The 26,975-nt window shown below is 37.5% G+C and carries 23 protein-coding genes; 17 read left to right on the forward strand and 6 right to left on the reverse strand.

Annotation, left to right across the window (positions count from 1 at the left end):
- Window positions 1-206 precede the first annotated feature (206 nt).
- Window positions 207-1,193, forward strand: coding sequence for a homoserine dehydrogenase (locus CSE16_RS01635; RefSeq protein ID WP_099422251.1), 987 nt, complete (start codon window positions 207-209; stop codon window positions 1,191-1,193).
- 396 nt (window positions 1,194-1,589) lie between these two features.
- On the opposite strand, the gene CSE16_RS01640 is transcribed toward CSE16_RS01635, so the two are convergent.
- Window positions 1,590-1,820 carry a DNA-binding protein gene (locus CSE16_RS01640; protein WP_099422252.1) on the reverse strand — a complete coding sequence of 77 codons (231 nt, stop codon included), beginning with the start codon at window positions 1,818-1,820 and terminating at the stop codon, window positions 1,590-1,592.
- Window positions 1,821-1,950: 130 nt separating this feature from the next.
- Between CSE16_RS01640 and CSE16_RS01645 the strand changes: the two genes are divergently transcribed.
- The 4 genes from CSE16_RS01645 (at window position 1,951) to CSE16_RS01660 (ending at window position 3,968) form a co-directional block, all read left to right on the forward strand.
- Entirely contained in the window at window positions 1,951-2,532 is a 582-nt protein-coding gene (locus CSE16_RS01645) for a DMT family transporter (protein WP_099422253.1), read from the forward strand.
- A gap of 221 nt (window positions 2,533-2,753) precedes the next feature.
- On the forward strand, window positions 2,754-3,242 hold the full coding sequence (locus CSE16_RS01650) for a hypothetical protein (RefSeq protein ID WP_099422254.1): 489 nt from the start codon (window positions 2,754-2,756) through the stop codon (window positions 3,240-3,242).
- Window positions 3,243-3,399: 157 nt separating this feature from the next.
- On the forward strand, window positions 3,400-3,621 hold the full coding sequence (locus CSE16_RS01655) for a transcriptional regulator (protein WP_099422255.1): 222 nt from the start codon (window positions 3,400-3,402) through the stop codon (window positions 3,619-3,621).
- Window positions 3,618-3,968, forward strand: a complete 351-nt coding sequence (locus CSE16_RS01660; RefSeq protein WP_099422256.1) for a YhjD family protein — start codon at window positions 3,618-3,620, stop codon at window positions 3,966-3,968. The genes CSE16_RS01655 and CSE16_RS01660 overlap by 4 nt, the downstream gene beginning before the upstream one ends.
- Before the next feature lie 322 nt (window positions 3,969-4,290).
- On the opposite strand, the gene CSE16_RS01665 is transcribed toward CSE16_RS01660, so the two are convergent.
- A complete protein-coding gene (locus tag CSE16_RS01665) occupies window positions 4,291-5,211 on the reverse strand; it encodes a DMT family transporter (protein ID WP_099422257.1) in 921 nt (306 codons plus the stop codon).
- Window positions 5,212-5,327: 116 nt separating this feature from the next.
- Here CSE16_RS01665 and CSE16_RS01670 point away from each other — a divergent pair, with 116 nt between their 5' ends.
- Both CSE16_RS01670 and CSE16_RS01675 read left to right on the forward strand, forming a co-directional pair.
- Complete coding sequence (locus CSE16_RS01670; protein ID WP_099422258.1) at window positions 5,328-6,668, forward strand: aminotransferase-like domain-containing protein; 1,341 nt, start codon at window positions 5,328-5,330, stop codon at window positions 6,666-6,668.
- Window positions 6,669-7,166: 498 nt separating this feature from the next.
- A complete protein-coding gene (locus tag CSE16_RS01675) occupies window positions 7,167-7,370 on the forward strand; it encodes a hypothetical protein (protein ID WP_099422259.1) in 204 nt (67 codons plus the stop codon).
- 38 nt (window positions 7,371-7,408) lie between these two features.
- On the opposite strand, the gene CSE16_RS01680 is transcribed toward CSE16_RS01675, so the two are convergent.
- On the reverse strand, window positions 7,409-7,936 hold the full coding sequence (locus tag CSE16_RS01680; RefSeq protein WP_099422260.1) for a hypothetical protein: 528 nt from the start codon (window positions 7,934-7,936) through the stop codon (window positions 7,409-7,411).
- A gap of 357 nt (window positions 7,937-8,293) precedes the next feature.
- On the opposite strand from CSE16_RS01680, the gene CSE16_RS01685 reads away from it, so the two are divergent.
- The 4 genes from CSE16_RS01685 (at window position 8,294) to CSE16_RS01700 (ending at window position 13,608) form a co-directional block, all read left to right on the forward strand.
- Window positions 8,294-8,980, forward strand: a complete 687-nt coding sequence (locus tag CSE16_RS01685) for a response regulator transcription factor (protein ID WP_099422261.1) — start codon at window positions 8,294-8,296, stop codon at window positions 8,978-8,980.
- A 348-nt stretch (window positions 8,981-9,328) separates the two neighbouring features.
- Entirely contained in the window at window positions 9,329-11,527 is a 2,199-nt protein-coding gene (locus CSE16_RS01690; RefSeq protein ID WP_099422262.1) for a HAMP domain-containing sensor histidine kinase, read from the forward strand.
- A gap of 158 nt (window positions 11,528-11,685) precedes the next feature.
- A complete protein-coding gene (locus tag CSE16_RS01695) occupies window positions 11,686-12,759 on the forward strand; it encodes a metallophosphoesterase (protein WP_099422263.1) in 1,074 nt (357 codons plus the stop codon).
- A gap of 24 nt (window positions 12,760-12,783) precedes the next feature.
- Window positions 12,784-13,608: an undecaprenyl-diphosphate phosphatase gene (locus CSE16_RS01700; protein ID WP_099422264.1), complete on the forward strand. Its 825-nt coding sequence runs from the start codon at window positions 12,784-12,786 to the stop codon at window positions 13,606-13,608.
- Window positions 13,609-14,239: 631 nt separating this feature from the next.
- Here CSE16_RS01700 and CSE16_RS01710 read toward each other — a convergent pair.
- Window positions 14,240-15,037: a TIGR00266 family protein gene (locus CSE16_RS01710; protein WP_099422266.1), complete on the reverse strand. Its 798-nt coding sequence runs from the start codon at window positions 15,035-15,037 to the stop codon at window positions 14,240-14,242.
- A gap of 225 nt (window positions 15,038-15,262) precedes the next feature.
- Here CSE16_RS01710 and CSE16_RS01715 point away from each other — a divergent pair, with 225 nt between their 5' ends.
- The 4 genes from CSE16_RS01715 to CSE16_RS01730 all read left to right on the forward strand — a co-directional run bounded on the left by CSE16_RS01715 (window position 15,263) and on the right by CSE16_RS01730 (window position 21,575).
- Window positions 15,263-16,744, forward strand: coding sequence for an aldehyde dehydrogenase family protein (locus CSE16_RS01715; RefSeq protein ID WP_099422267.1), 1,482 nt, complete (start codon window positions 15,263-15,265; stop codon window positions 16,742-16,744).
- Between the two features lie 82 nt (window positions 16,745-16,826).
- Complete coding sequence (locus CSE16_RS01720) at window positions 16,827-17,999, forward strand: saccharopine dehydrogenase family protein (RefSeq protein WP_099422268.1); 1,173 nt, start codon at window positions 16,827-16,829, stop codon at window positions 17,997-17,999.
- A gap of 10 nt (window positions 18,000-18,009) precedes the next feature.
- Complete coding sequence (locus tag CSE16_RS01725; protein WP_099422269.1) at window positions 18,010-19,206, forward strand: acyl-CoA dehydrogenase family protein; 1,197 nt, start codon at window positions 18,010-18,012, stop codon at window positions 19,204-19,206.
- Between the two features lie 248 nt (window positions 19,207-19,454).
- Window positions 19,455-21,575, forward strand: a complete 2,121-nt coding sequence (locus CSE16_RS01730; protein WP_099422270.1) for a beta-propeller domain-containing protein — start codon at window positions 19,455-19,457, stop codon at window positions 21,573-21,575.
- A gap of 366 nt (window positions 21,576-21,941) precedes the next feature.
- Here the strand turns inward: CSE16_RS01730 and CSE16_RS01735 are convergent, their stop codons facing one another.
- Entirely contained in the window at window positions 21,942-23,345 is a 1,404-nt protein-coding gene (locus CSE16_RS01735) for a polysaccharide deacetylase family protein (protein ID WP_099422271.1), read from the reverse strand.
- 127 nt (window positions 23,346-23,472) lie between these two features.
- Here CSE16_RS01735 and CSE16_RS01740 point away from each other — a divergent pair, with 127 nt between their 5' ends.
- Both CSE16_RS01740 and CSE16_RS01745 read left to right on the forward strand, forming a co-directional pair.
- Entirely contained in the window at window positions 23,473-24,219 is a 747-nt protein-coding gene (locus tag CSE16_RS01740) for a threonine/serine exporter family protein (protein ID WP_099422272.1), read from the forward strand.
- A 39-nt stretch (window positions 24,220-24,258) separates the two neighbouring features.
- On the forward strand, window positions 24,259-24,735 hold the full coding sequence (locus tag CSE16_RS01745) for a threonine/serine exporter family protein (RefSeq protein ID WP_099422273.1): 477 nt from the start codon (window positions 24,259-24,261) through the stop codon (window positions 24,733-24,735).
- A gap of 42 nt (window positions 24,736-24,777) precedes the next feature.
- Here CSE16_RS01745 and CSE16_RS01750 read toward each other — a convergent pair whose 3' ends face one another.
- Complete coding sequence (locus tag CSE16_RS01750) at window positions 24,778-26,784, reverse strand: GGDEF domain-containing phosphodiesterase (protein WP_099422274.1); 2,007 nt, start codon at window positions 26,782-26,784, stop codon at window positions 24,778-24,780.
- Window positions 26,785-26,975 lie beyond the last annotated feature (191 nt).

The following is a 26,975-nucleotide window of genomic DNA, read 5'->3' on the forward strand; positions in this document are numbered from 1 at the left end:
TTTGAATGAAAGTTGACCGTTTACAGAAAACAAATGTCCATGTAGGAGAGATTTATCTTGTTTTCGTGTAATATATAAGATAGAATTTTTATATATTAATTATTAGAATAGTTCGTCTATATTGCGCTGAGCGAGAATATTCATGGTTTTAATCATGAGAAGTTCAAATAGATATGTTTTAAAAGGAATTTGGAGGATGAAAGGAAATGGCAACAATCAAGGCAGCCATCTTAGGATTTGGCACAGTAGGTCAAGGGATTTACCATATTTTAAATGAAAAGAGGCAGGAGCTCCACGAGAAGTTGGGCGTGGAGTTGGAAGTTACAAAAATTTTAGTAACAGATGCAAGTCGTGAGCGGGTACCAGGAACAAAGCATTTAATGACGGAAAGCATCGATGAAGTACTTGCGGAAAAGGGCATACAGGTCGTATTTGAAGCGATTGTAAATGAAGAGCCAGCGTTTAGCTATTTAAAGCAAGCAGTAACACATAAATGTCATGTCATTACAGCGAATAAAGTGATGTTTGCAAAGCGAGGTGCGGAATTAGAGGCACTTGCAAAGGCAAACGGTGTATTCGTCGGTTTTGAGGCATCAGTTGCAGGCGGCGTACCAATTATTAAAACGATGAAAAATATTTTATTGGTGAATGATGTGAGTCGTGTGCAAGGGATTTTGAATGGGACGACGAACTATATTTTAACGAAAATGCGTGCAGAAGGCTGGAGCTTTGACGAGGCGTTGAAAGAGGCTCAAAGTTTAGGTTATGCAGAAGCAGATCCATTTAATGATGTTTCTGGTCAGGATGCATTTAAAAAGCTCATGATTTTATCGAACCTCGCGTTTGGAGAACAACCGAATTGGTCGGACGTGGAAGTTATCGGAATCGATAAAATTACAGCAGCACAAGTAGCGGAGGCAACAGAAAAAGGACTACGCTATCGTCATGTAGCAGAGGTTGAAAAACGCTCAGATGGTGAGATTTATGCAAAGGTATCTCCTTTGTTAGTCGGTAAAGATCACCCGCTTTATCCAGTAGATGATGTGTTCAATGCGGTAGCGATGGAAACGAATTATATCGGAACGTTATCAATTACAGGCCCTGGTGCAGGCATGTATCCAACAGCAAGTGTAATGGTAGAGGATTATGCTGAAATTATTGGGAAGCGTGTGGGATTTACGGTAACGATTTAACTTGATTCCGTAGGGGTTCAAACTCGGGCTGAATAGGGGAGCTCAGGCTAAGAACGTCATGATAAAGAAAGAAAAAAAGGGGGATTTCGTAGGCTTACTTAGAGCAACGAAATTCCTTTTTAACTTGTTTCAGCAGAAGTCCTCCACTTTTATAAGTGGTGGATGAATGCCAAATATGCCTTTATTCAGTGGTGGTTCAAACTCCGGCTGAATAGGGGAACTTATGCTTAGAACGCCGCGTCGTGCGGCAACGCTTGAGTGACCAACATCGTGTCGGCCCAAAGGCTCCGGCGGATATTACAGATTTTCAGAGGGATTTTTCGAGCAAGCTCGAAAAAAATCTAGACGCAATTACGCCTTGGCGTAATTGAATTCAGTATTTAGACGCTCTCTTAATTAATCCTCATCTTTCACATCGATATCTTCAGGAATCGGTGTGTTTTTCCAAATTTCAATTTCTTCTTTAATTCGTTCGAGGTGGAGATGGTACGTATCAAATTGCGCACTGTTAATTAAAAAATCGTCACCGTCTTGAACGGCTTTAATACGACCTGCATAAATGTATTTTATAATTTGATGTTCGGGCATCCCGATATCACGTGCTGTTTGTTCAACAGATTTATACATATTGATGACCTCCCTCTAGATGGTGTTACCCTTATTATAATCAATTTTCAAGGAAACTTCATCTCGATTTGACGGGGGAGGTATGATAGCATGATATTGATTTTATGGGATTTATTGGAGGGTGTTTGTAGTGAATTTATTACCCTATGTTTTTGTATTGTTTGCGGCGATGCTTTGGGGAACGGTTGGAACGACGCAAACTTTTTTAACGAAAGGGATTTCGTCATTCGGCGTAGCAGGTGTTCGTTCGGCAATTGGTGGTGGGCTATTATTAGTAATTGTTTTGGCTATGCGAAAAATAAATTTTCGCACATGGTCGTGGAAATGGACGATTTTAGCTGCGTTAACAATTGCACTATTCCAAAGTTTATTTTTTGCTTCCGTTCGCTATACAGGCGTGGCAGTTGGAACGGTTATTACAATAGGAAGTGCGCCTGTGTTTGCGGGTGTGATTGAATGGCTCTTTTGGAAAGGGCGTCCGAGTCAAGTTTGGGGAATGGCGACGGGGCTTGCGATTACTGGCTGTGTACTGTTATTCGTTAATCACGGGGAAGCAGTGATTGATCCGTTTGGCATAATACTCGCTTTATGCGCAGGTTTCATGTTTGCACTGTATACGAATGTTAGTAAGCAACTGATGAAGCATGAGGAAACATTGCCTGCTGTGGCTATGACGTTTACATTCAATTACTTATGTGAATCGTACAGCTAAATAATTAAGAAAGACTATTTTGTAAGATAATTGTCAGAAATGGTTACTTAATTCTATTTATGACAATATATTCATACAAAACAGATTGATTGTGGTAATTATAGGGAATTATGTATATGATATAAGTAACTCGAGGATAAAGACATCAACTATAGCTATGGCGTTTAGACATCTTAAAAAATTGTTCTATACTTATAATTTTAAAAATAGGAGTGGTATATATGAAAATGACAAAAATTTTAGCAGCTTCTGCACTATCATTATCTCTAGTTGGCACTGGTTTAATTCCCGCTAAGGCTGAAGAACAAGTTAATTCAGAAATCCAATCTCAAGAAGAAAATATTTATGTACAGAATCATAAAACGATTAACGGTGACGATCCTATAATCGATTTGAGATCATCAACAGCAATTGATTTAAAAAATCAAGCTTTAGGAAATGGGACGTATATGGCTACTTTCCATATTGGTACAAAAAATAGAGATGTTAAGTATTACGTAAAAAATACAGGTAATAACGCTTTTACATGGAAAATTCGTGACCCATATGGACAAACTTGGTCTAGCGGTGCTTTAAATCCAGGAAATCAATCAATTTCTATAGCGGACGGGCAATTCGATTACATCCCTGTAGGTGAGTATACATTTTTAGTGACATCAAATGATGGTGGTCCAGGGAACTTTGATTTTTCTGTCAGAATATTAGACTAAATAATTGTAGTTTTAATAAATAAAAGATACAGACCAGATCCTCATTCGTGAGCCTGGTCTGGTCTTTTTTTATTTCTCAAAATTTCGCACTTGCCAAAACGGAAACATTTGTTCTATTATAAGTACAAACAAACGTTCTCATTAAGGGGTGCGGAAGATGAAAGAGCAATTAATAAAAGCTATGCAGCGTAATCAAATAATCGATGTGATGTATATATCTAAAAGTGGAGTAATATCAAAACGTCGAGTTAAAATCATGAAAATGGTTAGTGATAAGTTTCAAGCGTTTTGTTTTACCAAACAAGCAAAGCGGACTTTTATCATTGATAACGTATTAGCTATCGCTCCAGTCATTTATAAGGAGCGTGGCGTTATATGATTAATGGTGAACAACGCCAACTTGTACATGATTACTTAGTTATAGATTTAGCTGTTCAATCACTTCAAACGGATTACAGTAAAGTGGAACAAACGGACCTACTGAAAATGAAAGCAATCTATTTACCGATTATCGACAACATACTAAAAAGTGTGCGTAATGATTATTTAAACCAAAAACGTTTGCTGGCAAAAGATAAAATACGTGTTGTTAAATGGGTTAAAATTGACGAGCATTTCAGTGATGTGATTGTGGCAACCGCTGGTGAAGATATAACCATCCGTTACGCAAATAGAGCAATAAAAACGCATGTTGAAAATATGTTATTAAGCCGTATGAATAAATAAAAAGCTGCCGTTTTGAATAATCAAAATGACAGCTTTTTGTATCTATTTTTTAAACGTCTTGTTCAACTAAAGCCCCCGTTAGTTGAATAAGAACAGAGACGCTTATGCAACAATCCCGCTAAGAATAAACGGCAAGACGACTTCAAAAAGTCGAAAAGTCCAATCCAAAAATATAGTTTATTATTGAGTGTGTGGTTTTTCTTGGATTGGAACAGACTAATCACTGATAAACAAAGTGCACCGATCAGTGCTTTAAAGCAGATAACGAAATGGAACCTACATCAATTGAGATCCTCAAATGAGGCTTATGATTAGAAAGAGACTATATTTTTTCATTTGATTTGCCCCTTTCACCATAATAGTTTGTACCAACAACACCGATGATAATGATAATAGATCCTACAATGTGGTATAATTGAAATTCCTCTTTTAAAAAAATGACCCCTGCTAAAATGGTAATGAGCGTAGCAAAATTACTGAAAACACTCATTTTCGATGCATCTATTTTTGATAAAGCATAATTTGAAAGATAGGCCGTTCCTAAAGACGATAGGATCCCTAAATATAAAATGGCAAGAACAAAATCCCAGTGACCAAAAGGTTGCATAAACTGATGGACTGTTCCATTCATTACATGGTTTGTCAGTGCCAGTCCATTAAAAGCTATAAACCCAAACAATGTCATGATATATGTGATAGCGAATAACGAATAGCGTTGTGTTAACTTTCTAGCAAATACGTTGTATAGTGAGGCGGTAAGTGCTGAAAGTAAAATTAAACCAGTCCCGATGAGACTTGTATTTGTACCCCTTGCCCCGTTCATGTACATAATATACATCACACCGAGTACTGATAAACCAATCGCTATTTTTTGACTACGTGTAGATGTTTCCTTTAAGATGATACTTGCAAAAATTAACGTAAAAATTGGTAATGTTGCTTGAATAATACCAGCTTCCGATGAAGATGTATGCACTAACCCAAATACTTGAAAAGCAAAAAAGAGTGTCGGATAAAAGATGGCTAACAAGGCAATCCGCAGTACATCTTTTTTTGTTACTTTGATTGATTCCTTTTTTAACACGAACAACACTGTGGCTGCGATCCATGCAATGGTAAACCGATGAGCCAATGTATCTAACGGTGTTGCAACCGTTAATGTCACTTTTACAAACATAAATGACAATCCGATAATGAGTGCATAGATGGTTGCTGCGATATAGGCATTTCTATTTTCATTCATTTCGATTCCCCCCTTATATTGATCCGGCCGGTACCATTATCGTAAGGGATAATAAAAACCTTTACGATATAAAAAATACACATCTGTACCGATACAGATGTGTAAGGAGGTTTATGATGCTTAAATATGAATCAGTCTATCAATTACTTCTGATGCAAATTCAATCTGGTAAATTTTCGACCGGTGCAAAACTACCATCCATTCGAAATTTAACTGGGCAATATTCTTGTAGTAAAAGCACGGTATTGACTGCTTTAAAGAAATTGGAGGAGCAACATATTATTTATGCTCTACCGAAAAGTGGTTATTATGTTGTGGATAATCACGTCTTCAAAACGCCATTTTCCACTGACATAATTGACTTTGCGAGTGCATCTCCTACTTTGCATGCATTTCCTTATAAAGAATTTCAACACTGCATAAATAAAGCAATTGATACCTATCAAGAAGAATTATTTCGCTACGGAACGCCAAAAGGTTGGCCGCCACTTATAGCAGAAGCTAAAAAACTGTTAGAATCTTACCAAGTATTCACGCATAACGAACAGATTTTCATCACTACAGGTGTTCAACAGGCCCTTTCTTTATTAAGTATTATGCCCTTTCCAAATAATCGTTCCACCATTCTAGTTGAACAACCAAGTTATCATTTATATATGGATCTGCTAAAAACCTTACAGTTACCAGCAATAGGAATTCAACGTACTGCGAATGGCATTGATTTAGGTCGACTAGAGCAAATATTTCATGAAGAAGATATTAAATTTTTTTATACAATGCCACGCTTTCATAATCCTTTAGGAACTTCATACGGTAAAAAAGAAAAAGAGGCTATTTTACAATTAGCAGATCAATATAATGTATACATTTTAGAAGATGATTATTTAGCAGATTTCGAATACAATCCGAAGAACGATCCCCTTTTTGCAGATGATTACCATGATAAAGTCATCTATTTAAAAAGTTTTTCAAAAATTATGTTTCCCGGGTTAAGAGTTGGATTGGCGGTTCTTCCACCTTCAATAATTGACATGTTTCAAAAATACAAAATGACAACGGATATCGACAGCTCTATGATTTCACAAGCCGCATTATATCTCTATTTGAAAAATGGTTTGTTTGAACATAATAAAACGAAAATCAGTAATATCTATCATGAACGCGCGAAAATTCTGCATCAATCAATACAAGATCATATACCTAACTACGAATCATCATCAGAAATTGTAATGCATAGTCATATTTGGTTGCCCAAGCGTGTGAATTTGAAATCATTTGTTTATCATTTGCATGAAGAAGGCATATATCTGGATTCAGTTGAAAGAAATTATTTAGATGACTTTTACCACGAACGGATTTTGAAGTTGAATGTTTCAAATGTTGACGCCCATCGAATTGATGAAGGAATTAGGAAAATTGCAAGTGCATTAAAAAATCCTCAAAACTACTTTTTATAATTTTTCAGGTAGGCAGAACTTCCTTGTTCGAAAGCATAAAGGGGGGAAGGATATTAAACATGACTAAAATCCTTCCCCCCTTTACTATTGTCTAATACATTCATCTTTATTTTTTTCTCTTGACTCCTATAGTGTTCCTTCTTCGAAATCAGATTTACTTTATCATCGACTGATAGATTTTCACATTAAAAAAATCCTTTTATATTCGTATATTATTCTAAATCTGGATTATTCCATTAAATGGCCCGATTGTTGAACAAAAGTTAAACAACGCACTTCAACTAATCTGCTCCGTTAGTTTAAGTACATTACTTCACAATCCTAATTACAGAATGTTAACATAAATATCCAATTGAAGGTTAACGATCTTTTTTTTAAAAGTGATAAGTGCCTGGTCATTTTTATTTGTAGAAACCAAATAAGCCTAAAAAAATTTTGGGACGTTGTGTAGATATTTACATTTTATTATAAATTTATAAGTACAAGGGGGGTGATATAATGCATAAGTACAAATTTTTAACTAATTGCGGTGTGAACTTAAAGTTTGAGAGTAAATTTCATATAGACGACTTAACGCCAGTGGTATTTACGAATGCGGTATTTGTTAGATTTGAAGATGTAGAGATTGTAGTAAAATTAACAGAAATAATGAATGCAGAGGTTAACGGTGTTGAATATCAAATTAAATCATATGCAGTATAAAAAATAAGCCATCCACAAAATCTGTGGATGGCTCCTATTTATTTTAATTCATTTAAAGATTTATTCATCTGATCTTCATTAGCTTTTACGGAATCACTATCAGTAGCATCGACTCCACGATATGTGTATTTCAAATTTTGATGGTAATCGAAAGCAAAATCCTTTAAGGTACCATCGCTATTTCGTTCAACGATATAAGATTTAAAAATGTTTGTAAGCATACGTTCATGATTTTCTAATTCGCTTAAATATGTACCTGAATTATAATCATCTATAATGTCATTTTTGAATTGCTCAACATCTTCAGCTGTTGCCTCGTATTCCATCATCAACTTTTCTAAAGCATAAAATTTGTCTGAAGTAGCATCTTCATTAGTGGCCAATGAGGATATTTGTTCAGCCCAAGAAATCTTATTTTCTACAATCGGCGGTTCTTCTTTGTTTATTGTATTATCTTCAACTTTCTCAACTTCCTTAATTGGTTCAGGTGTTTCCTTTTTGTCTTCTGAACACCCAGCTAAACCCAAACTTAACACTAATGCAGCACTAAAAATTAGTTTCTTCATATATAAGTTCCACCTTTCTTCGTCTGGATATATTTTACTGTACTGTAAGGTTTATTGCACTTAAAATTTACCATATGCACCTGTCCTGAAATTTGTACTTGTAATTGTCCCCCAACTTCCCCCAATTAAAAATGTCTTGTCCCCCAATGTCCCCACCATTAGATAATACAAGAAACGATTTGAAAATAAATTGCTATTCAATAAAAACCTGTATAATCAAGGTCAAATGAATAAACAACCTTAAGAAATACACTAAAATAATCAAAAATCTTAAGAATTTCTTCATAATTTGCATGAACGGAAGTTAAGATTTACGATTTAACATAAAGGTATAAGAAAATGTTGTGGGGTGAGCATATGAAAAAGCTAACGGTGCTTGTAACGGATGATGATCAGGATATTCGTGACGGGATTGAAATTTATTTAAAAAACGAAGGCTATCATGTGTTGAAGGCAGCAGATGGTCTTGAAGCAATTCGACTGCTAGAGGAAAACGAGGTCCATTTAATTATTTTAGATATTATGATGCCAAACATGGATGGAATTACTGCGACTTTCAAAATTCGTGCCGTGCGTAATATTCCAATTATTATGCTAAGTGCGAAGGCAGAGCAAAGTGATAAAATCCATGGACTATCAGTAGGTGCGGATGACTATATTACGAAGCCATTTCACCCGTTAGAGTTGATGGCACGTGTGAAGTCGCAGCTACGACGGTATGTAGATTTGGGCGAGTATGATGAACCATCTGAACAAGTGGTAGGGTTAGAGCTTGATATGGCAGCTAGAGAAGTTCGCGTTGAAGGGGAGCCGGTGAAGCTGACGCCGACCGAGTATAAAATTACCGAACTGTTACTAAAAAATGCAGGACGAGTCTTTTCAATTAGTGAAATTTATGAGCTTGTTTGGAATGAACAAGCGTACAATGCTGAAAATATTGTCGCGGTACACATTCGGAAAATCCGTGAGAAAATTGAAGTCGATCCGAAAAACCCTCGCTATTTAAAAGTCGTTTGGGGACTAGGTTATAAAATTGAAAAATAAACTGTTCACATTGTTCGGTGTATTGGGCGCGGGAATCGGTATGTATTTTCTAGGAATCTATTTTTATGAATATTTAACAGGACGCTTTATACCAACGATAAAGCAGTTCAGCTACTTTTTATTATCATTCAGCGGCAAACTGCCACCTTTATAGATTGTGAGAAGTATGATTTATTCACATTTTTGTTGGGTGTTTCAATACATGCTGAACGAAAAAAAAGCCCTGGCGGATGTCACAGATTTTGAAAAGAATGAATTGTGCTGAGCCCTGCATGGTGCGGGGCTCAGCACAATTCAAAATCTGGACGCAATTACGCCGAGGTGTAATTGATAGAAAGAGGGGAAAAAATGAAAAAATCAAAAACGCACCTCCAGCTTTTTCTTATGTTTATTGTAGCAACAGCAGTTCTTATGATTTTTACGCAAGGTAGTCGTTATTTTGGAAAAACGTATTATGAAACAAATTCATTTGACAGTGAAACATATGATTTTATGGAGGGTCTAGCTAAGTATGTGTTGAATCCGATAACCGAAGAAGATAAAAGCGAAATCTTAACGGTTACGGATGAAGAAATTAACTATTATCGCACGTATTACGGTTCGTTAGCAGAACAAATTCAAAATATTAAAGATCAATATGAGATGGATGCTGATGGATCCCAAGACGCAGAAGTGAAAGCGGAAATTGAAAAAGAGCGAGATGCTAAAATTGCAGATATTCGCAAAAATTTTGAAGATGATGAACATGTAAAAGCGAAAATCTTAAAGCAAAAAAAGAAAGCGCTAGATGGCGTATTAGCAAACTATGAGCAAAATAAAAAGGATTTTTTAAGGAATTATAATTATTTTGCCTATAATATTACGAATGAAAAAACAGATGAGGTATTTAAAAAAGGTGATGTAAAGGCAACGTCAGTGTATACGTTTGAAATTAATCGGACGGATCACTACATGCCGACATCGACGTTTTATATTAACTTAAATGAGTATGCAGACACAGGTTTAGAGAGTAACTCGTTTGAACTAAATAAGGATAATTCACATTTTTATGGAGAAATAACAATTCCTAAATCAATTTTATCGAAAACTGAATTTGGGAAAAGTATTGAAGCATTTAATTTAACGAAATATAGTTATTACGTTTTAATGATCTTGGGCTTTATAAGCTTTGTGTTATTAATGACGGGACTGGAACCTACGAAGAAACAGTTTTTAAGTCAGTCAAAAGCATATAACTTTTTTGAGCGTCTTCCACTTGATATGGCACTTGTTATAGTGATTTTTATCGGATTGATATCAAGTATGTTCCTATCAGGTGTACTTAGTTCAATTCACAACTTCTCTTATTATGGTGAGGACTGGTACAACGCTAATATGGTTGAGCTAATTATATTAACTGTAATGGGTTACATCAGCTTTATCATAACAGTTTATTTATTCGTGTGGCTTTGGAATCGACTGGCGAATAACACAGCAATTGATCAAATTTGGGATTCAACCTTCCTTTCCAAACTTGTGCATGCAGGAATGGGCATGTTTAGCAATCGTACAATCGGTATTCAGTCACTTATTCTACTTGTTGTTGTTTACCTTGGAGGGTTTGGGTTAGCCGTAGTGTTTATGGCAGGGTCCTTTGAAGTACTCCTCTTTTATGTTTTCTTGTTTGTCCTGTTCTTAATTCCAGCGTTGTTTATTTTTATGCGCTATATGGGTTATTTAAACCGTATTATGAGTCATACAAAAGATATGGCAGAAGGGCGTTTGACGAATGATTTAAAAGTGAAAGGGAAGTCCCCACTTGCTCAGCATGCCGAACATTTAAATGGCTTGCGTGAAGGTGTTCGCAGCAGTGTAACGGAACAGGCAAAAAGTGAGCGTTTGAAAACGGAATTAATTACAAATGTGAGTCATGATTTACGTACGCCGCTAACATCCATTATTACGTATACGGATTTATTGAAAAATTCGGAAATTACCGAAGAAGAGCGTGCAAAATATATATCGATTTTAGATGCGAAATCATCGCGTTTGAAAACATTGATTGAAGATTTGTTTGAAGTATCTAAAATGGCGAGTGGCAATATCGAAATCACGAAGCAGCGTATTGATTTAGTACAGCTGTTACAACAAGCTACAGGTGAACATGAAGAAGATTTTGCCGCTTCGAAAATTGATTTACGTGTCAATATCTCCGAGCAACCGATATTTGCCTATGTCGATGGCCAAAAGTGGTGGCGTGTGATTGATAACTTAATTATTAATGCCCGCAAATATTCACTAGAAGGTACACGAGTGTATGTCAACTTAAAAACAGTAAATGGTGAAGCGGAACTAACAGTAAAAAATGTGGCAAAGTATGAATTAAATGAAGATGCCACGGAGTTAGTTGAGCGTTTCAAACGCGCCGATACATCTCGTAATACAGAAGGCTCTGGACTCGGTCTTGCTATTGCACAGTCGATTGTTGATTTACATGGTGGTCATTTGGACGTTGCTATTGATGGTGACTTATTTAAAGTTACAGTGTCTGTAAGAGCGGATAAATAAATTCCCCTTAACTTAAAGCTATCACATGATGGAAAAACATCATGTGATAGCTTTTTTGTATGGCGTAATTGATATACAATAAAATGAACATATTAAACTCTAAATATAGTAAAATTACATTCTAACAACAGTGAAAGATTGGAAGGTGTGCTTGACGGATGAAACTATTATATGCAGGACTCGCCATCTCTATTTATAGCATGATAACCTTTTATATTGGTTGGAATTTAAGAGCGCTGTTGCAAGCGTTTCATCTATATCGCTGGCCAGTAGTTTTTTGGCTGATTTTATTTTTAGTTGCATTTGGTTTTATAATAGGAAGGTACCACGTCATTTTATCGCCTTTTAGTGCGATTGGGAGCTATTGGATGTTTATTTTACAATACGGTATTGTATTATGTATCCTTGCTAACGTGCTTGTTAAATGGACGCCGCTTTCCACGAAGTTGGTCGGTAGCTGTGTAGTTGTAACATTATTTATTTTATTTATAATAGGTACATACAATGCGTATTCACCAGTCGTGCGCTATTTGACGATTGAGATCGACAAGCCAGGGGAAGACATGCGTGTTGTGATGGGATCGGACTTCCATTTGGGGGCGCTTTCGCATAAAAGACATTTACAAAAATTTGTAGAATTATCAAACGTGCAAAAGCCAGATGTTGTACTGCTTGCAGGTGATATTGTGGATGATTCTCCGCGCCGCTTTTTGGCGAACGGTATGGGAGATGTGATGAAACAGCTCGAGTCGACATATGGTGTTTATGGAATCCTCGGAAATCATGAATATTACGGAAAAGAAATACCGAGGTTTAAAACGGCAATGAAGGATGCGCATGTGCAAATTTTAATGGATGAAACCATTTTAATTAATAATCGTTTTTATTTAACAGGGCGTGAAGATGTTACGGAAAAAAAACGAATGGCGCTGGAGGCATTAAAGCCAGAAAATGAACAGCTGCCATGGTTTGTTATGAATCATACGCCAAATGATTTAGATGAGCCAGCAATGCTAGGTGTTGATTTTCATGTTTCAGGACATACACATAAAGGCCAAATGTGGCCGAATCACCTCATTACACAGCGAATATTTGAACTAGATTATGGACATTTAGCAAAGGGAAAAATGCACGCACTCGTTTCAAGTGGTTACGGATTTTGGGGACCACCGACACGAATTGGAAGTCGCTCTGAATTATGGGTGGTCGATTTACAGTTTACGCAAAATTAAGGAGTATGAAGGAGCAGAAAGAATATGGAATGGTTTGAATTACTAAAGGCACTCATCCTTGGATTTGTTGAAGGGATGACTGAATTCGCGCCGGTATCATCAACGGGACATATGATTATTGTCGATGATATGTGGTTGCAAACGAAGGAATTTTTAGGCTCGGGCTCAGCGAATACGTTTAAAATTGTTATTCAGCTTGGTTCGATTTTAGCAGTTGTAGTTGTCATGTGGAAGAGAATGCTCAGCTTAGTTGGACTTTATAAAATAGAAGGACAAAAATCATCACACTTTAATTTAGGACATGTCGTGATCGGTATTATTCCAGCTGGCGTGTTTGGCGTATTATTTGAAGATTTTATTGATGAAAATTTATTTAGAATTGAAACAGTTATTGTGGGCTTAATTATCGGTGCAATTTTCATGATTATTGCCGATAAATTTGGACCGAAAAGACCAGCGATTACAACATTAGACGATATTTCTTATGCAAAAGCCTTGAAAATTGGACTTATTCAATGTTTATCATTATGGCCAGGATTTTCACGCTCAGGTGCAACGATTTCTGGTGGGGTAATGCTTGGATTAGATCATAAAACAGCGGCAGACTTCACATTTATTATGGCAGTTCCGATTATGGCGGGAGCAAGTGGCTTGTCATTAATCAAAAACTGGGATCAAATTAATATGGATCATTTCAGTTTTTATGCAGTTGGATTTATTAGTGCCTTTATATTTGCATTAATTTCGATTAAGTTCTTCTTAAAGCTTATTGACAAAGTAAAGTTAACACCATTTGCGATGTACCGAATTGTGCTTGCAGCTGTATTAATTTTCATTTTAGCAATCTAACTTTCTTCAGCAAATTTTTTTTTGTACCGTAAGTAAAGCGACAGGTACAGAAATCCTTAACTTTTAAAAGTGGGAATGAATGCCAAATATGCCCTTAATTCAAAAAGGGTATATAACCAGCTGAACAGGGGAACTTAGACTAAGAACGCCGCGTCGTGCGGCAACGCCTGAGTGACCAACATCGTGTTGGCCCAATGCCCCGGCGGATGTCACAGATTTTTTTCGAGCGCGCTCGAAAAAAACTGGACGCAATTACGCCGAGGTGTAATTGATACGGGAAAAAACGTCAAATTTTAAATAAATTTGACGTTTTTTCTTTTTATTGTGAGAAAGCTCACTTGTCATCTGTGATTAGTTCCACAATATTTAAAATGGTTATGGAAGAAAACGGGAATGGTTTAGGGGTGAGAGATAGTGTTCTCTTTAAAAAAAATTCGAAATATGGAGACGTCCGAGGATTCTAACAAAGTAGGTATATTCATTAATGATCCGGATCGTTTATTACAAATGAAAATTATCGGTTTATGTGTAGAGGATTTAATCTATGAAAGTGGCGAACTTGTCTATAAATACATATTTAATAATAGGAAAAGGTCGAGTTTCTATATTACTAGAAACTCGACCTTCGTTTTTATTTATTCAGCAAATTAAATAATCCGCCAATACCACCTTCATCGGAGCCTCTTCCACCACCACCTTGAGTGACTGGTGCTGCTGCGAACACACGGCTTGCTAAGCGGCTGAATGGTAGGGACTGTACCCACACGGTACCAGGACCAGAAAGATTAGCAAAGAATAACCCTTCACCGCCAAATAGAGCCGTTTTTACACCACTAACCATTTGAATATCATAGTTAACATCCTTTGTCATCGCGACTAAACACCCTGTATCAATACGCAATGTTTCACCTGGCTGCAATCGACGTTCATAAATTGTTCCACCAGCGTGAACGAAAGCCATGCCGTCGCCTTCAAGCTTTTGCATGATGAAGCCTTCACCACCGAAGAAGCCTGTACTTAGTTTACGTTGAAATTCTACGCCAACTGTCACGCCCTTAGCAGCTGCTAAAAACGAATCCTTTTGACAAATAATTTTTCCGCCCATTTGACTTAAATCCATTGGAATGATTTTACCTGGGTATGGTGCTGCAAAATACACTTTGCGTTTGCCCATGCCTGAGTTTGTAAAGGTTGTCATAAATAAGCTTTCGCCTGTAATAAGTCGTTTTCCTGCGCCCATTAACTTGCCCATAATGCCTGAACCGGAATTATTTGAACCGTCACCAAAAATTGTTTCCATTTGAATACTGTCTTCCATCATCATTAAACTTCCCGCTTCTGCAACGACCGTTTCGTGTGGATCTAGTTCAACCTCTACAAATTGCATGTCGTCCCCGTATAACTTGAAATCGATTTCGTGATTTTTCATCGATAAATTCCTCCTCGGCTTTTTATTCGTTTAGCGAGTCATTACTGCTAACTGAAAATAAAACATTCTTGATTATATGTACGTTGCAATTTAAAAAGAAGTTTCAAAATCTCCAATAAATTTTCATGTAAACAAATATTTTATAGAAAAAGGGTTTAAAGTAGCAAATGTCGAATATTTAAACAATAAAAAGATGAAATAACTTTTTGAATGGAGTGGGAGAGAATGAGGCTTTTAAATTTTATCGGTGGTAATTGGATAGAAGAATCAACTCTGCAAAGTATACCTGTAATCAATCCGGCAAATGGTGAAGAACTTGCAACGCTACCATTGTCTACGAAAGTGGAAGTCGATTTTGCTGTACGTGAGGCAAAAGCGGCACAAAAAGTATGGGCACAAATACCAGCGCCAAAGCGTGCACAATATTTATATGACATTGCGTTTAAATTGAAAGAAAAAAAGGAACAACTCGCGCAAACATTGACCCGTGAGATGGGGAAAGTGATAGAAGAGGCAAGAGGTGAAGTGCAAGAAGGTATTGATATGGCACTTTATATGGCAGCGGAAGGAAGACGTCTGTTCGGGGAAACGGTCCCTTCTGAATTGCCGGATAAATTTGCGATGAGTGTGCGTTCTCCAATCGGTGTTGCGGGACTCATCACCCCGTGGAATTTTCCGATTGCCATTGCGACTTGGAAAGCCTTCCCGGCACTAATTGCGGGAAATACGGTCGTATGGAAGCCTTCTAATGAAACACCAATGATGGCCTATGAACTGGCGAAGATTTTTGAAGAAGTTGATTTACCAAAAGGTGTTGTGAATGTCGTATTTGGCTCTGGACCTACTGTTGGAACGGCAATGATCGAGCATCCAGATATTCGTGTTATTTCATTTACCGGCTCAACGGTAACAGGAAGTAAGGTGGCGGAACTCGGGGGCAAGCATTTAAAAAAGGTATCGCTTGAAATGGGCGGAAAAAATGCGGTAATTGTCATGGATGATGCGAATATTGAACTGGCGGTAGAAGGGATTTTATGGAGCGCCTTTGGGACAGCTGGACAGCGTTGTACAGCGTGTAGCCGGGTTATTGTACACCGTGATGTGAAAGAGCAGCTTGAAGAAAGGCTCATTCAGGAGGCGAAAAAGCTGACGATTGGAGATGGTTTAGATCCATCGGTTAAGATCGGTCCAGTTATTAATAAGGCGGCGCTCGAGAAAATTAAGCATTATGTTCAAATTGGTAAGGAACAAGGGGCAAATTTATTATTTGGCGGACAAATTTTAAATACAGGGGCTTATGAAAATGGTTTTTATTTTGAGCCGACGATTTTTACAGATGTTCAACCGGATAGCATTTTAGCGCAGGAGGAAATTTTCGGACCTGTTATTAGCATGATTGAAATTGCAAGCCTAGAGGAAGCGATTGAAGTAAATAATAGTGTGAAATTCGGTCTATCAAGTTCTATTTTCTCACAAGATATTAATAAAGTGTTTAAGGCACAGCAACTTTTAGATACAGGAATTGTTTATGTAAATGCAGGGACAACGGGTGCAGAAATTCATTTACCATTCGGTGGAACAAAAGGTACGGGGAACGGACACCGCGATTCCGGTCAGGCCGCGCTTGATGTGTATACAGAATGGAAAAGTATTTACGTTGACTTCAGTGGGAAATTACAACGAGCTCAAATTGATAACAACGAATGATTCGTGCCCCCCATTTATCTTCGTTTAGAGGGTGCGTGTTCATAAATAGAATTACTTAAATACAAACAAAGGGGATGTTTACATGAAAGTAGTTGTATTAGGTGCAGGTTTAATGGGAAAAGAAATTGCGCGCGATTTAGTAGCGAGTGAGCAAGTTGAAAAGGTATTTTTAGCGGATGTATCGATAGAGCCGGCAAATGAATTTGTCGCAACTTTAAATACAAATAAAGTGGAAGTAGTACAGCTTGATGCAGATTGTGATGAGGATTTACGTAAGGTCATTTCAAAGGGGCAAGTCGTGATTAATGCCCTATTCTATACATTTAATGAACGTGTGGCCCGCGCGGCAATTGATGTGGAGGTACATTCTGTTGATTTAGGTGGTCATATTGGTGGTGTGACAGAAAAAATCTTGGCTCTTAATGAAGATGCAGTAAAAAAAGGCGTTACAGTCATTCCAGATTTAGGTGTTGCACCAGGCATGATTAATATTTTGACGGGATATGGAGCTTCAAAATTAGATTCAGTGGAGTCGATTAAATTATTTGTAGGTGGTATTCCAACAGAGCCGAAACCACCCTTGAATTATACGCGTGTATTTTCGTTGGATGGGGTATTTGACCATTATACCGAGCCATCAAAAACGATATCTAAAGGCGTATTAAAGGAGGTCGAGTCTTTAACGGGTATTGAGCCAATTTATTTTGATGAGTTCGGCGTACTAGAGGCGTTCTATACGTCAGGAGGAATTTCGACGTTGCACCACACATTCCCCAATGTAAAAACGCTTGAATACAAAACAATTCGCTATAAAGGACATGCGGAGAAATTTAAGTTACTTGCTGATTTAGGTTTCCTTGATAAAACGAATACAGTTGCAGTCGGGGACAATGAAATTAATGTCCGGGAAGTAACGCGTGAAGCATTGAAGAAAAAATTAGATTTAGGAAAACAATCCGATGCGGTATTATTACGTGCGATTATTTCTGGTGAACGATCAGAGGAACAAATAACGTATGAATATGAAATGATTGTGCGTAAAGATTTAGAGAAAAATGTAACGGCGATGGCCCGTGCGACGGCAAATACGATTTCCGTTGTGGCGCAAATGATTGGGAAAGGGCTCATTACGGATCGTGGTGTATTTGCACCAGAAATGGTCGTACCAGGGCGTGAGTTTATAGAAGAAATGGCAAAGCGCGGTGTCGTAATTAAAGAAACGTCGCACCGTTCGACAATGATTGTGAAATGGTAGGAGTGATTTGATGAACTTCGATTTTACAGAAGAACAACAGCTATTACGGAAAACCGTTCGGCAATTTGTCGATACGGAAATTATGCCGCATATTGCAACATGGGATACACAAGGTGGTTTTGATCAAGGAATTTGGAAACATTTAGCCGAACTTGGGTTGATGGGTGTATGCGTGCCAGAAAAGTATGGCGGAGCGGGTATGGATTATAACGCGCTTGCCATTGTTTGTGAGGAGCTAGAACGCGGAGATACTGCATTTCGTACCGCGGTTTCTGTGCATACAGGTTTGAATAGTATGACACTCATGCAATGGGGAACAGAGGCACAAAAACAAAAATATCTTGTTTCACAGGCAAAGGGGGAAAAAATTGGTGCGTTCGGATTAACTGAGCCTGGCGCGGGTTCCGATGTTGCTGCTATGAGTACCAATGCGAAACGCGAGGGTGATTCATACATTTTAAATGGGCAAAAAACGTGGATTTCATTATGTGATGTGGCTGATTATTTCATTGTTTTCGCTTATACAAATAAAGAAAAGCTGCATCACGGAATTTCAGCCTTTATTGTTGAACGAACGTGGGAAGGTTTTAGCTCGAAAGCGATTAAAGGGAAGTACGGGATTCGTGCAGGCAACACGGGCGAGCTGTTTTTTGACAATGTACGCATTCCCGCTGAAAACTTGCTCGGAGAAGAAGGCGAGGGCTTTAAAATTGCAATGTCAGCTCTTGATAATGGCCGATTTACTGTAGCAGCAGGTGCAGTTGGGTTAATGCAGGCTTGTATCGAGGCAAGTGTCAATTATTGTGAGGTGCGTGAAACGTTTGGCAAGCCGATCGGGGAACATCAACTTGTCGGTCAAATGCTCGCAAAAATGGAAGCGGGTTATGAGATGAGTCGCTTGCTCGTGTATCGTGTCGGGGAATTAAAAAATAAAGGTGTGCGCAATACCCGCGAAACATCCCTTGCTAAATGGCAGGCTTGTGATTTTGCCAACAAAGCAGCAGATGATGCGCTACAAATTCATGGTGCATATGGCTATTCGGATGAATACCCTGTTGCGCGTTATTTACGTAACTCGAAAGCACCGGTTATTTATGAAGGAACCCGCGAAATTCATACGATGATGCAAGCGGAATACGTACTTGGTAAGCGTGAAGATAAGAAGCTGCGTTGTATGCTTCCAAGCTGGCCGTTTGTAGAGGATTAAATCCTTAAGTTAAAATTTTGTAGAAGAAATGTCATTTTGACTAAAGTTGAAATGACATTTTTCTTGGTGAATGAGAATGAATAATCTATTTTGAGTAAGCTACATCTTTCTAACAAAAAACCTTGCATCGTAATAAAAGATTCCGTTTATGAAATCGTAAAAAAATTTCTGATTATTCGATAAAAAGTGAAACGAATTGCAAAATACTAAGTCTAATTGGGTAAAGGTGATTTAGGGAGGAAATTTCGATGAATAAGTGTAAAAGATATTGTTTAGGAATGGTAGCGATGCTTGTTTCAATCATTGTATGTAGCTATATTTTATTTGATAAAAAAATTGAAGCGTATGCATCCACGATTGTGCAAGCAGGGGAGCCTTATTTCGTATCGTTCGATCAAGCACTTACTGCAAAAAGCTTGTCAGATGACTCGATTTTGATTGTTGATCAACAAGGCAATACAGTGAAGGCAACACTTCATTTGGATGAAACTTCTAAAGTGTTGACGATAAAAGGATTAGCGGCAGGGAACTATATGGTTCATGTGAAAAAAGCAGCGTTTCATAACAAGAAAATGTTGCAAAAGGATTTTCAATTTGATTTACAAGTAGTGAATAAGATTACGAAAATCACATCAGAAAAAGATTTAAAGGAATATTTTTCAACATTTACAACGATGAATGACTATGCCGTCCCTCAAGAAAGCGAAAAAAAAGAAATGTCATCAGAAGTTGCAATGGATAGCGGTAGTGCTGGTGGCGCTGAGTATTCAACGACAAATAATCAGGTAGAAGGAATTGAAGAAGGCGATATTGCGATTACCGACGGGCAGTATATTTATTCTGTAGTTGACAATCAGATTATGATTACTGACGCGAAAAATATGAAAGTTGTAAAAAAACTTATTGTAAGCAAGGATGTTTATCCATCGCATTTAATGTTGCATCAAAATACGCTCATTGTAGCCTATTCCGCATATATAGAAACGAGTAAAGAGCCATATTACGATGGGAAATCTGTTGCAAAAGTAGCGTTTTACGATGTAAAGGATGCTAAAAATCCAAAGCTTATTCGTGAAATTGGTCAAGATGGCTATATAACAAACCTACGTAAAGCAGGGAACTATCTATATATTGTATCAAATCAAACACCAAATTATTGGATGCTGCATGAGGTAGAGGATATGGATTTACTTCCATATACGTATGATACAAATGGTGTAGATCAAGCGTTACCATTTGAAAAAATTCGTATTTTACCAGAAAGCAACACGCCAAATTATTTAATCGTCTCGTCAATTGATGTCAGTACAATTGCTTCTGCCAAATTGAATACAGAAAGCTATTTGGGCAATAGTGGGCAGCTGTACATGTCGCAAAATGCAATTTATGTGGCGTCTATGAATTATAGCTCTATGCCAATATTACGTAGTGAAGCTGAGGCGACATCGGAATCTTTGATGCTAGCTGAGGCGAATGAAACAACGATATATAAAATATGTGTAGATAAAACAGCGATACGTCTGGCGGCACAAGGAAAGGTAAAGGGGTCCGTATTAAATCAGTTTTCAATGGATGAACATAACGGTTTTTTCCGTATTGCAACAACAGAGGGCAATGCATGGGGATCAGAGGCAAACTCTAAAAACCACCTATTCATTTTAGATGATGCATTAAAGCAAGTTGGTGCAGTTAATGATTTAGCAAAAGGTGAGCGTATTTATTCAGCTCGTTTTATGGGAGACAAGGCATACGTCGTGACATTTAAAGAAACGGATCCATTATTTGTAATTGATACAAAAAATCCAAAAGCACCAAAAGTGTTAGGGGAGTTGAAAATACCTGGATTTAGTAATTACTTGCATCCAATTGGGGAAAATCATTTACTAGGTATTGGATATGATACTGAGGTGAAGATGGAGCCGGGTTCTAAGGAGCCAATGGTTTTAACAAAAGGAATGAAATTAAGCTTGTTCAATGTAACGGATTTAAACAATCCAATTGAGCAAGATGCGGTTATTATTGGTGGACGTGGTACGTACTCGGCCGTGCAGCATGATCATAAGGCACTATATAGAGATTCACGCAACAATTATTTTGGTTTCCCAATTACAATTTATGAGCCAGGCAAGGATGAAAACCGCTTGACGTATAAAGGTACGGGCGCACAAGTTTACAAAGTGACGGCAGCGGGAATTGAGCTTGCAGGGGATTTAATGGAGCCAGCAAGACCAGGTGAGCAATACGAAGATTCATACAATGTAGTCCAACGAATTTTATATACGGGAGATACATTATATACAGTGTCTCCTTCCAAAATTACAAGCTACGAAATGAACACATTTAAGAAACAACAAATGATTGGTTTTTAAGATGTTCCATATAAGTTAAACAGAAGATTCTATCCTTTTGATGTAAGTTTTCTATTAGGGATTCTAATTATGTTGTGCATGTTTGGGCTGGCTAAGCACATGAGTCACACAGCTTTTTACTTTGTTCAAGGCCAGCCTATATAAAGTTTTGCTTCTGAATCTTTCTGGATTTAGGGTGCCGCTACCGTGGGAGGCGGCGTAATTCTAATTATGTTTTCATCCCGATAGGAAAACCCAATCCTATTTTGGAGCGTCCAGACCGGAATACCGTTGTAAAATGAAAAATTCCGCTTTTGATGACATGCATCAGAAGCGGAATTTTTTAACTTGATTCAGCAGAAGTCCACCGCAAATATGAATCTTGTTTTATTTATGGTAATTCAATATTTCTGAAACGGTAAGAAATTCATAGCCTTCATTTGTTAAGTAGGCAAGGACAGACTCTAATCCATCTGCTGTGGATTGGTGGATATCATGCATTAAAATAATGGAATTATTGTGCATGGATTTTTGGATGATTGGCAGTAAGCTGTTCGCGTTACGGTGCTTCCAATCCATCGTATCAATCGTCCAATTAACAGAAGTTATTGGAATCATTGTTTTAACCGAATCATTAATCGCACCATATGGCGGACGGAAAACCGTAGAGTTCTGACCAATCGCGTTGAAAATGGCATGTTCTGTTGACTCAAATTCCTTTGTAACTTCAGCTGCAGAAAGCTTTGTTAAGACAGGGTGGCTCCAGGAATGGTTGCCGATTTCATGACCAGCATCTCGTATCTCACCTACTAGGCTGGGATAGTACTGCACGCGGCTACCAAGCATGAAAAACGTTGCCTTTGCATCATACTTTTCAAGTAAAGTTAAAATTTGCTTTGTTACTTTTGGATGTGGACCATCATCAAATGTTAAAGCAACATGTTTTTTTGTAGGATCTAAATCCACTTTGGGAATAATCGTCTCGTCTGCCTCCATGGCAATTTGGAAGTCAGAAGCGAGTAACGGATTAATAAAGGATAATGGCATTTCGAAAGTCAGTGATCCAGCAGAAGGATCCCCTATTTCGCCTTCATCAAAATAAATAATAAGCGATTCGTCTTTTAATGCAAAACGGTTGAATGACGACCATTCCGGCTTCGTTGCAAGCATTAATTTATCTTGTGAAATTTTACCTTTAAGTTTCGGATTTTTTAAAATTTCTGATTGAATATGTGATGCAAATGTTTCTAAGCTTTTAATATCGTCATTTAATAATGTGCGGATATCGAAAATTTTACCTGTTTCACTGTCGATTAAAAATGTTTTCACTTTTGTATGGTGCTCGAGATTATTTAATATCATTTTATTCGTTAAAACAAATGAATAATAGTGATCATATTGATAAGTATCGAGGCGAATATTGAGCTCACCTGTATGTTCTTTTACATCTTTTTGAAGTCGCATCATGCTTATGTAATATTCTTTAGAATTATCGATATAAGTAGTAATTGCCTCGTTTAATGCATCGAAATTAGTCAACGGGTATTGAATGGCAAATCTCATTTTGTCATCGTTGGAAATGTCGGAAATAATTTTTACACCAGGAAATGTAGATTCTTCCTCGGAAATGTCAGAAGTAATTTCTTTGGAGCCTGTGTTTTGGTTTTTTTGAAATATGGATTTTTCATTTAAATTAGTAAGAAAAACAATGGCTCCCCCTAATATTAAAATGGCTCCGACCAGTAGGAAGTCAATCCAAGGACCACGTTTTTTTCTAAATGTGTTTTTCATGATGTATGCGCCCCTTTCTATGAAAAACATCAGTAAAGATGAAGCAAATTGAAGGTGAAAAAAAGTTGTCTTTTGTACTTTGCTTCAAGTAATATGAGCTAAGAAGTTGAAGGAGGTTCCCGACGCAATGAAATATGAACAGAATGAAATGGCCATAGATTGTTTTTTATTAGCAGGTCGCATCATGATGGAAAGTGGCGCAGAAACGTATCGAGTACAAGATACGATGCTTAGAATGGCTCGTTCGCAAAATATGATGGATACACAAAGTTATGTAACGCCAACGGGTATTATTTTTTCACTGGGGAGAACGCAACCAACACGGATTACATCCATTTCAACAAGAATTACAGATTTACATCGAATTGCACTTGTTAATAATGTATCTCGAAAGCTTACATCTCAAATGATAACACTAGAGCGGGCGTATGACGAGTTAAAGAAGATACAAAAAACGAATTATTTTTTACCAATTTTACTTCAAGTTTTAGCCGCTAGTATTGCGAGTAGCTGCTTTTTGTTTCTGTTTAAAGGACTGTTCAGCGATATCCCGACAGCTTTTGTGGCAGGGGGGATGGGTTTATATATTGTAACAATTATTCATAACATGACGCGTGTTAAATTTTTCTCGGAATTTTTAGCTGCGGTGAGTGTTGGTGTGGTCGCATCGCTTTCTGTTTATTTTGGTTTTGGCACAGAAGTGGATAAGATTATTATTGGCTCTGTGATGCCATTAGTTCCAGGATTACTTATTACCAACGCTGTCCGAGATTTAATGGCTGGGCATTTTATCGCAGGGATGGCGAAAGGAGCCGAGGCGTTTTTAACGGCCTTTGCAATTGGCTCAGGTATTGCACTAGTATTATCCTTTTAACTTGCTTAAGCATAATTGAAGTAGGGAGGCCATTCGGATATGGAGACGATTATTTTACAAGCTTTGATAAGCTTTGTTGCGACCGCTTGCTTTGGGGTTATTTTCAATGCGCCTACGAAAGTGATTCCGGCCTGTGGATTTGTTGGAGCAGTTGGTTGGACCGTTTATTATATTGTGACAGAATCGGGCTTGGATGATGTTCGTTCTTCTTTTATTGGTGCTTTTGTCGTTTCGCTCGTTGCTCATTTCTTTTCTCGTAAATTTCGTATGCCCATGATTATTTTTAGCGTGTCAGGAATTATTCCATTAGTACCAGGAGGGATTGCATACAATGCGATGCGTAATTTCATGGAGCTCGATTATATTATGGGTTTACAAAATGGAATTCGTGCATTTATGATTTCGGGAGCGATTGCGATGGGACTTGTATTTGCAGAAGTTATCGTGCAAATTTTACTAGGTATGATGAGCAAAGGAAAAACATCGATTCAATCCTTCTTAAAGGTGAAAAAATAAGGCTCGGCAAGTACTGGGAAACCTTACTTGGCGAGCCTTTTCTTACTTTATGATATTGGAGATTTCATTATTCGTTACAGGCTTACTAATATAATAACCTTGAGCCGCGTCACAGCCATAGCTTTCTAGCAGTTTTTGCTGTTCTTCAGTTTCTACGCCCTCTGCAATGATTGTTAAATTCATTGATTTTCCGAATTGTACCATCCCGTGAACGAGCTGTCGTGACTTATCAGACTTTAATAGTGTATTTGTAAATGTCTGGTCAATTTTTAAAATTGAAATTGGTAATAGCTGCATATAACGGAACGATGCGTAGCCAGTACCGAAATCGTCCAATGCAAAGACGATGCCTTCATCTTCTAATACGCGCATTTGTTTAATGATACCCGTTTCAGCTTCGGCTTGAAGTGCGAACTTCTCCGTAATTTCGATTTGCAATAAATTTGCTGGACAACCTGTGCGTTCAAGTGTTTCTAAAATGGATTTGGCCATATTTTTATCGCGGAACTCTCGAACAGAGGAGTTGATGCTCACTGTGATCGGAAGACCGGCATTTTTCCATGCAACTGCCTGTTCACAAGCCTTTTCGAGCATGAACGAACCGATATTATTAATTAAGCCTGTCTCTTCAGCAATGGGAATTAACTCATCGGGTGAAACGACACCTATTTCTTCATCTTCCCAACGGACAAGCGCCTCAACTGAAGTGATTTGTTTCGTTTTTAAGTCAAGCTTAGGCTGATAAAGCACGTGTAAATTTCTTTGGTCGAGCGCAAGTAGTAAGCGTTTTTCAACAATAGATTTACGGCTTAATGCTTTGTGCGAGGCATTTGATAACGACATAATATTATCTCCGCCTGCTTCTCGAACACTATTGATTGTAGCAAGGGAGGCTTTCATAATGTGAGCAAATGTCGATTGATCTTCAGGGAAGCGTGTAATACCGCCACTAATGGAAACAGGAATTGCTACATTGCCATTGTAAATAGGATGCTGCAATAAATAGCTTAAAAACCCATGTGTAAACCATTCAGGTAGTGGTGTAATGACAACGAAATCATTTTCGTTAATACGCGCCATTGTGCTGTCTTGGAAGTACATTTTCATGCGCTTTGTAAACTCTAAAATAAGCGAATTCTCAGCGAAATCACCGTGTAAATCCTTAATTGTATAAAACTTATCAATGCTTAAATAGACGAATGAAAAATGGCGCTCTTCTTCAATCATTTGCGTAATAACTTGTTCAAGGCGATGTACGTTAATCATCCCTGTTTCGGGGTCAATATAAGCAATTTTCTCTAGTCGATTTTGTAACATTTTTTCATTTGTAATATCTTGTTCAATAAAGAAAAAGCGATTGTTGATTGGGTTTTGACTCAACATTGGAATCGCTGTTAGGTGAACCCAATATAGCTGTTCATCCTTTGTAATTTTTTGAATAGCACCTTGCCATATATTACCGTTTTGGATAGTCTTCCAAACTTGTTTTACTTCTTTCACGTTTTCCTCGTCAGTCGGGAATAGCTGCCAAAAGTTTTTTCCGAGCACACGCTTTGGTGTCCAATGACTCGTCGTTAGAAAGCGCTGGTTCGTCTGCACAATAAAGCCATCATTATCAAGTGTTACAGTCATAAATGAATTTTGAATGCCATTTTTTAAATCAATTAAATTTTGCTGATCATCATCCATTAAACGAATAGCGTCAGTTGGGATACAAATCATACGAATCGCTTGTTTTTGTTGGTAAATCACAGGTTTGGTATAGAGCGTAGAATGAATTAAATCATTGTTTTTTATTGATAACTCAATGTTTTGAAAACACATAGATTGTTCGCTTTTTAATATGGTTTCCAATTCATCCGTATTAAGCATTGTAAATAGTGTCTCTGTTATTGGTTGGAACTTTAATTCATCTATATCAGTTGTGGCATACGCCAACTCACCAAAATGCCCGTTAAGCAAAAGCCCGTCTGTCGATACTAGGAAGACAGGGAATGGGGAAATATGTATTGGTTCATTAATTGTTGTAAGATTTTGCTCTTTTGTCACGCGATTGGCCTCCCTATTTCATAAATTGATACTATAATAATAAATGAATTCCGTTCATTAGTCATCCTTGTATATAGTAAAAAAAACTATGAAGTGTATTGAAGTAGTATTAATAGTCTATTTTCGTATTTGAGCAATGAGAAAAATACTAACCGTTTAAAAAGGTAATTATAGTTCAATTTATATGTAAA

This window comes from Solibacillus sp. R5-41 (assembly GCF_002736105.1).
Taxonomy (GTDB): Bacteria; Bacillota; Bacilli; order Bacillales_A; family Planococcaceae; genus Solibacillus.

Bases quoted from the DNA above. Each gene is read 5' to 3' on its own strand.
- CSE16_RS01710 (WP_099422266.1), bottom strand. From the start codon at position 15,037: ATGAAAAATCACGAAATCGATTTCAAGTTATACGGGGACGACATGCAA.
- CSE16_RS01680 (WP_099422260.1), bottom strand. From the start codon at position 7,936: ATGAAGAAACTAATTTTTAGTGCTGCATTAGTGTTAAGTTTGGGTTTA.
- CSE16_RS01745 (WP_099422273.1), top strand. From the start codon at position 24,259: ATGGAGACGATTATTTTACAAGCTTTGATAAGCTTTGTTGCGACCGCT.
- CSE16_RS01685 (WP_099422261.1), top strand. From the start codon at position 8,294: ATGAAAAAGCTAACGGTGCTTGTAACGGATGATGATCAGGATATTCGT.
- CSE16_RS01695 (WP_099422263.1), top strand. From the start codon at position 11,686: ATGAAACTATTATATGCAGGACTCGCCATCTCTATTTATAGCATGATA.
- CSE16_RS01700 (WP_099422264.1), top strand. From the start codon at position 12,784: ATGGAATGGTTTGAATTACTAAAGGCACTCATCCTTGGATTTGTTGAA.
- CSE16_RS01720 (WP_099422268.1), top strand. From the start codon at position 16,827: ATGAAAGTAGTTGTATTAGGTGCAGGTTTAATGGGAAAAGAAATTGCG.
- CSE16_RS01650 (WP_099422254.1), top strand. From the start codon at position 2,754: ATGAAAATGACAAAAATTTTAGCAGCTTCTGCACTATCATTATCTCTA.
- CSE16_RS01730 (WP_099422270.1), top strand. From the start codon at position 19,455: ATGAATAAGTGTAAAAGATATTGTTTAGGAATGGTAGCGATGCTTGTT.
- CSE16_RS01735 (WP_099422271.1), bottom strand. From the start codon at position 23,345: ATGAAAAACACATTTAGAAAAAAACGTGGTCCTTGGATTGACTTCCTA.
- CSE16_RS01655 (WP_099422255.1), top strand. From the start codon at position 3,400: ATGAAAGAGCAATTAATAAAAGCTATGCAGCGTAATCAAATAATCGAT.
- CSE16_RS01690 (WP_099422262.1), top strand. From the start codon at position 9,329: ATGAAAAAATCAAAAACGCACCTCCAGCTTTTTCTTATGTTTATTGTA.
- CSE16_RS01640 (WP_099422252.1), bottom strand. From the start codon at position 1,820: ATGTATAAATCTGTTGAACAAACAGCACGTGATATCGGGATGCCCGAA.
- CSE16_RS01665 (WP_099422257.1), bottom strand. From the start codon at position 5,211: ATGAATGAAAATAGAAATGCCTATATCGCAGCAACCATCTATGCACTC.
- CSE16_RS01670 (WP_099422258.1), top strand. From the start codon at position 5,328: ATGCTTAAATATGAATCAGTCTATCAATTACTTCTGATGCAAATTCAA.
- CSE16_RS01675 (WP_099422259.1), top strand. From the start codon at position 7,167: ATGCATAAGTACAAATTTTTAACTAATTGCGGTGTGAACTTAAAGTTT.
- CSE16_RS01740 (WP_099422272.1), top strand. From the start codon at position 23,473: ATGAAATATGAACAGAATGAAATGGCCATAGATTGTTTTTTATTAGCA.
- CSE16_RS01660 (WP_099422256.1), top strand. From the start codon at position 3,618: ATGATTAATGGTGAACAACGCCAACTTGTACATGATTACTTAGTTATA.
- CSE16_RS01725 (WP_099422269.1), top strand. From the start codon at position 18,010: ATGAACTTCGATTTTACAGAAGAACAACAGCTATTACGGAAAACCGTT.
- CSE16_RS01635 (WP_099422251.1), top strand. From the start codon at position 207: ATGGCAACAATCAAGGCAGCCATCTTAGGATTTGGCACAGTAGGTCAA.
- CSE16_RS01715 (WP_099422267.1), top strand. From the start codon at position 15,263: ATGAGGCTTTTAAATTTTATCGGTGGTAATTGGATAGAAGAATCAACT.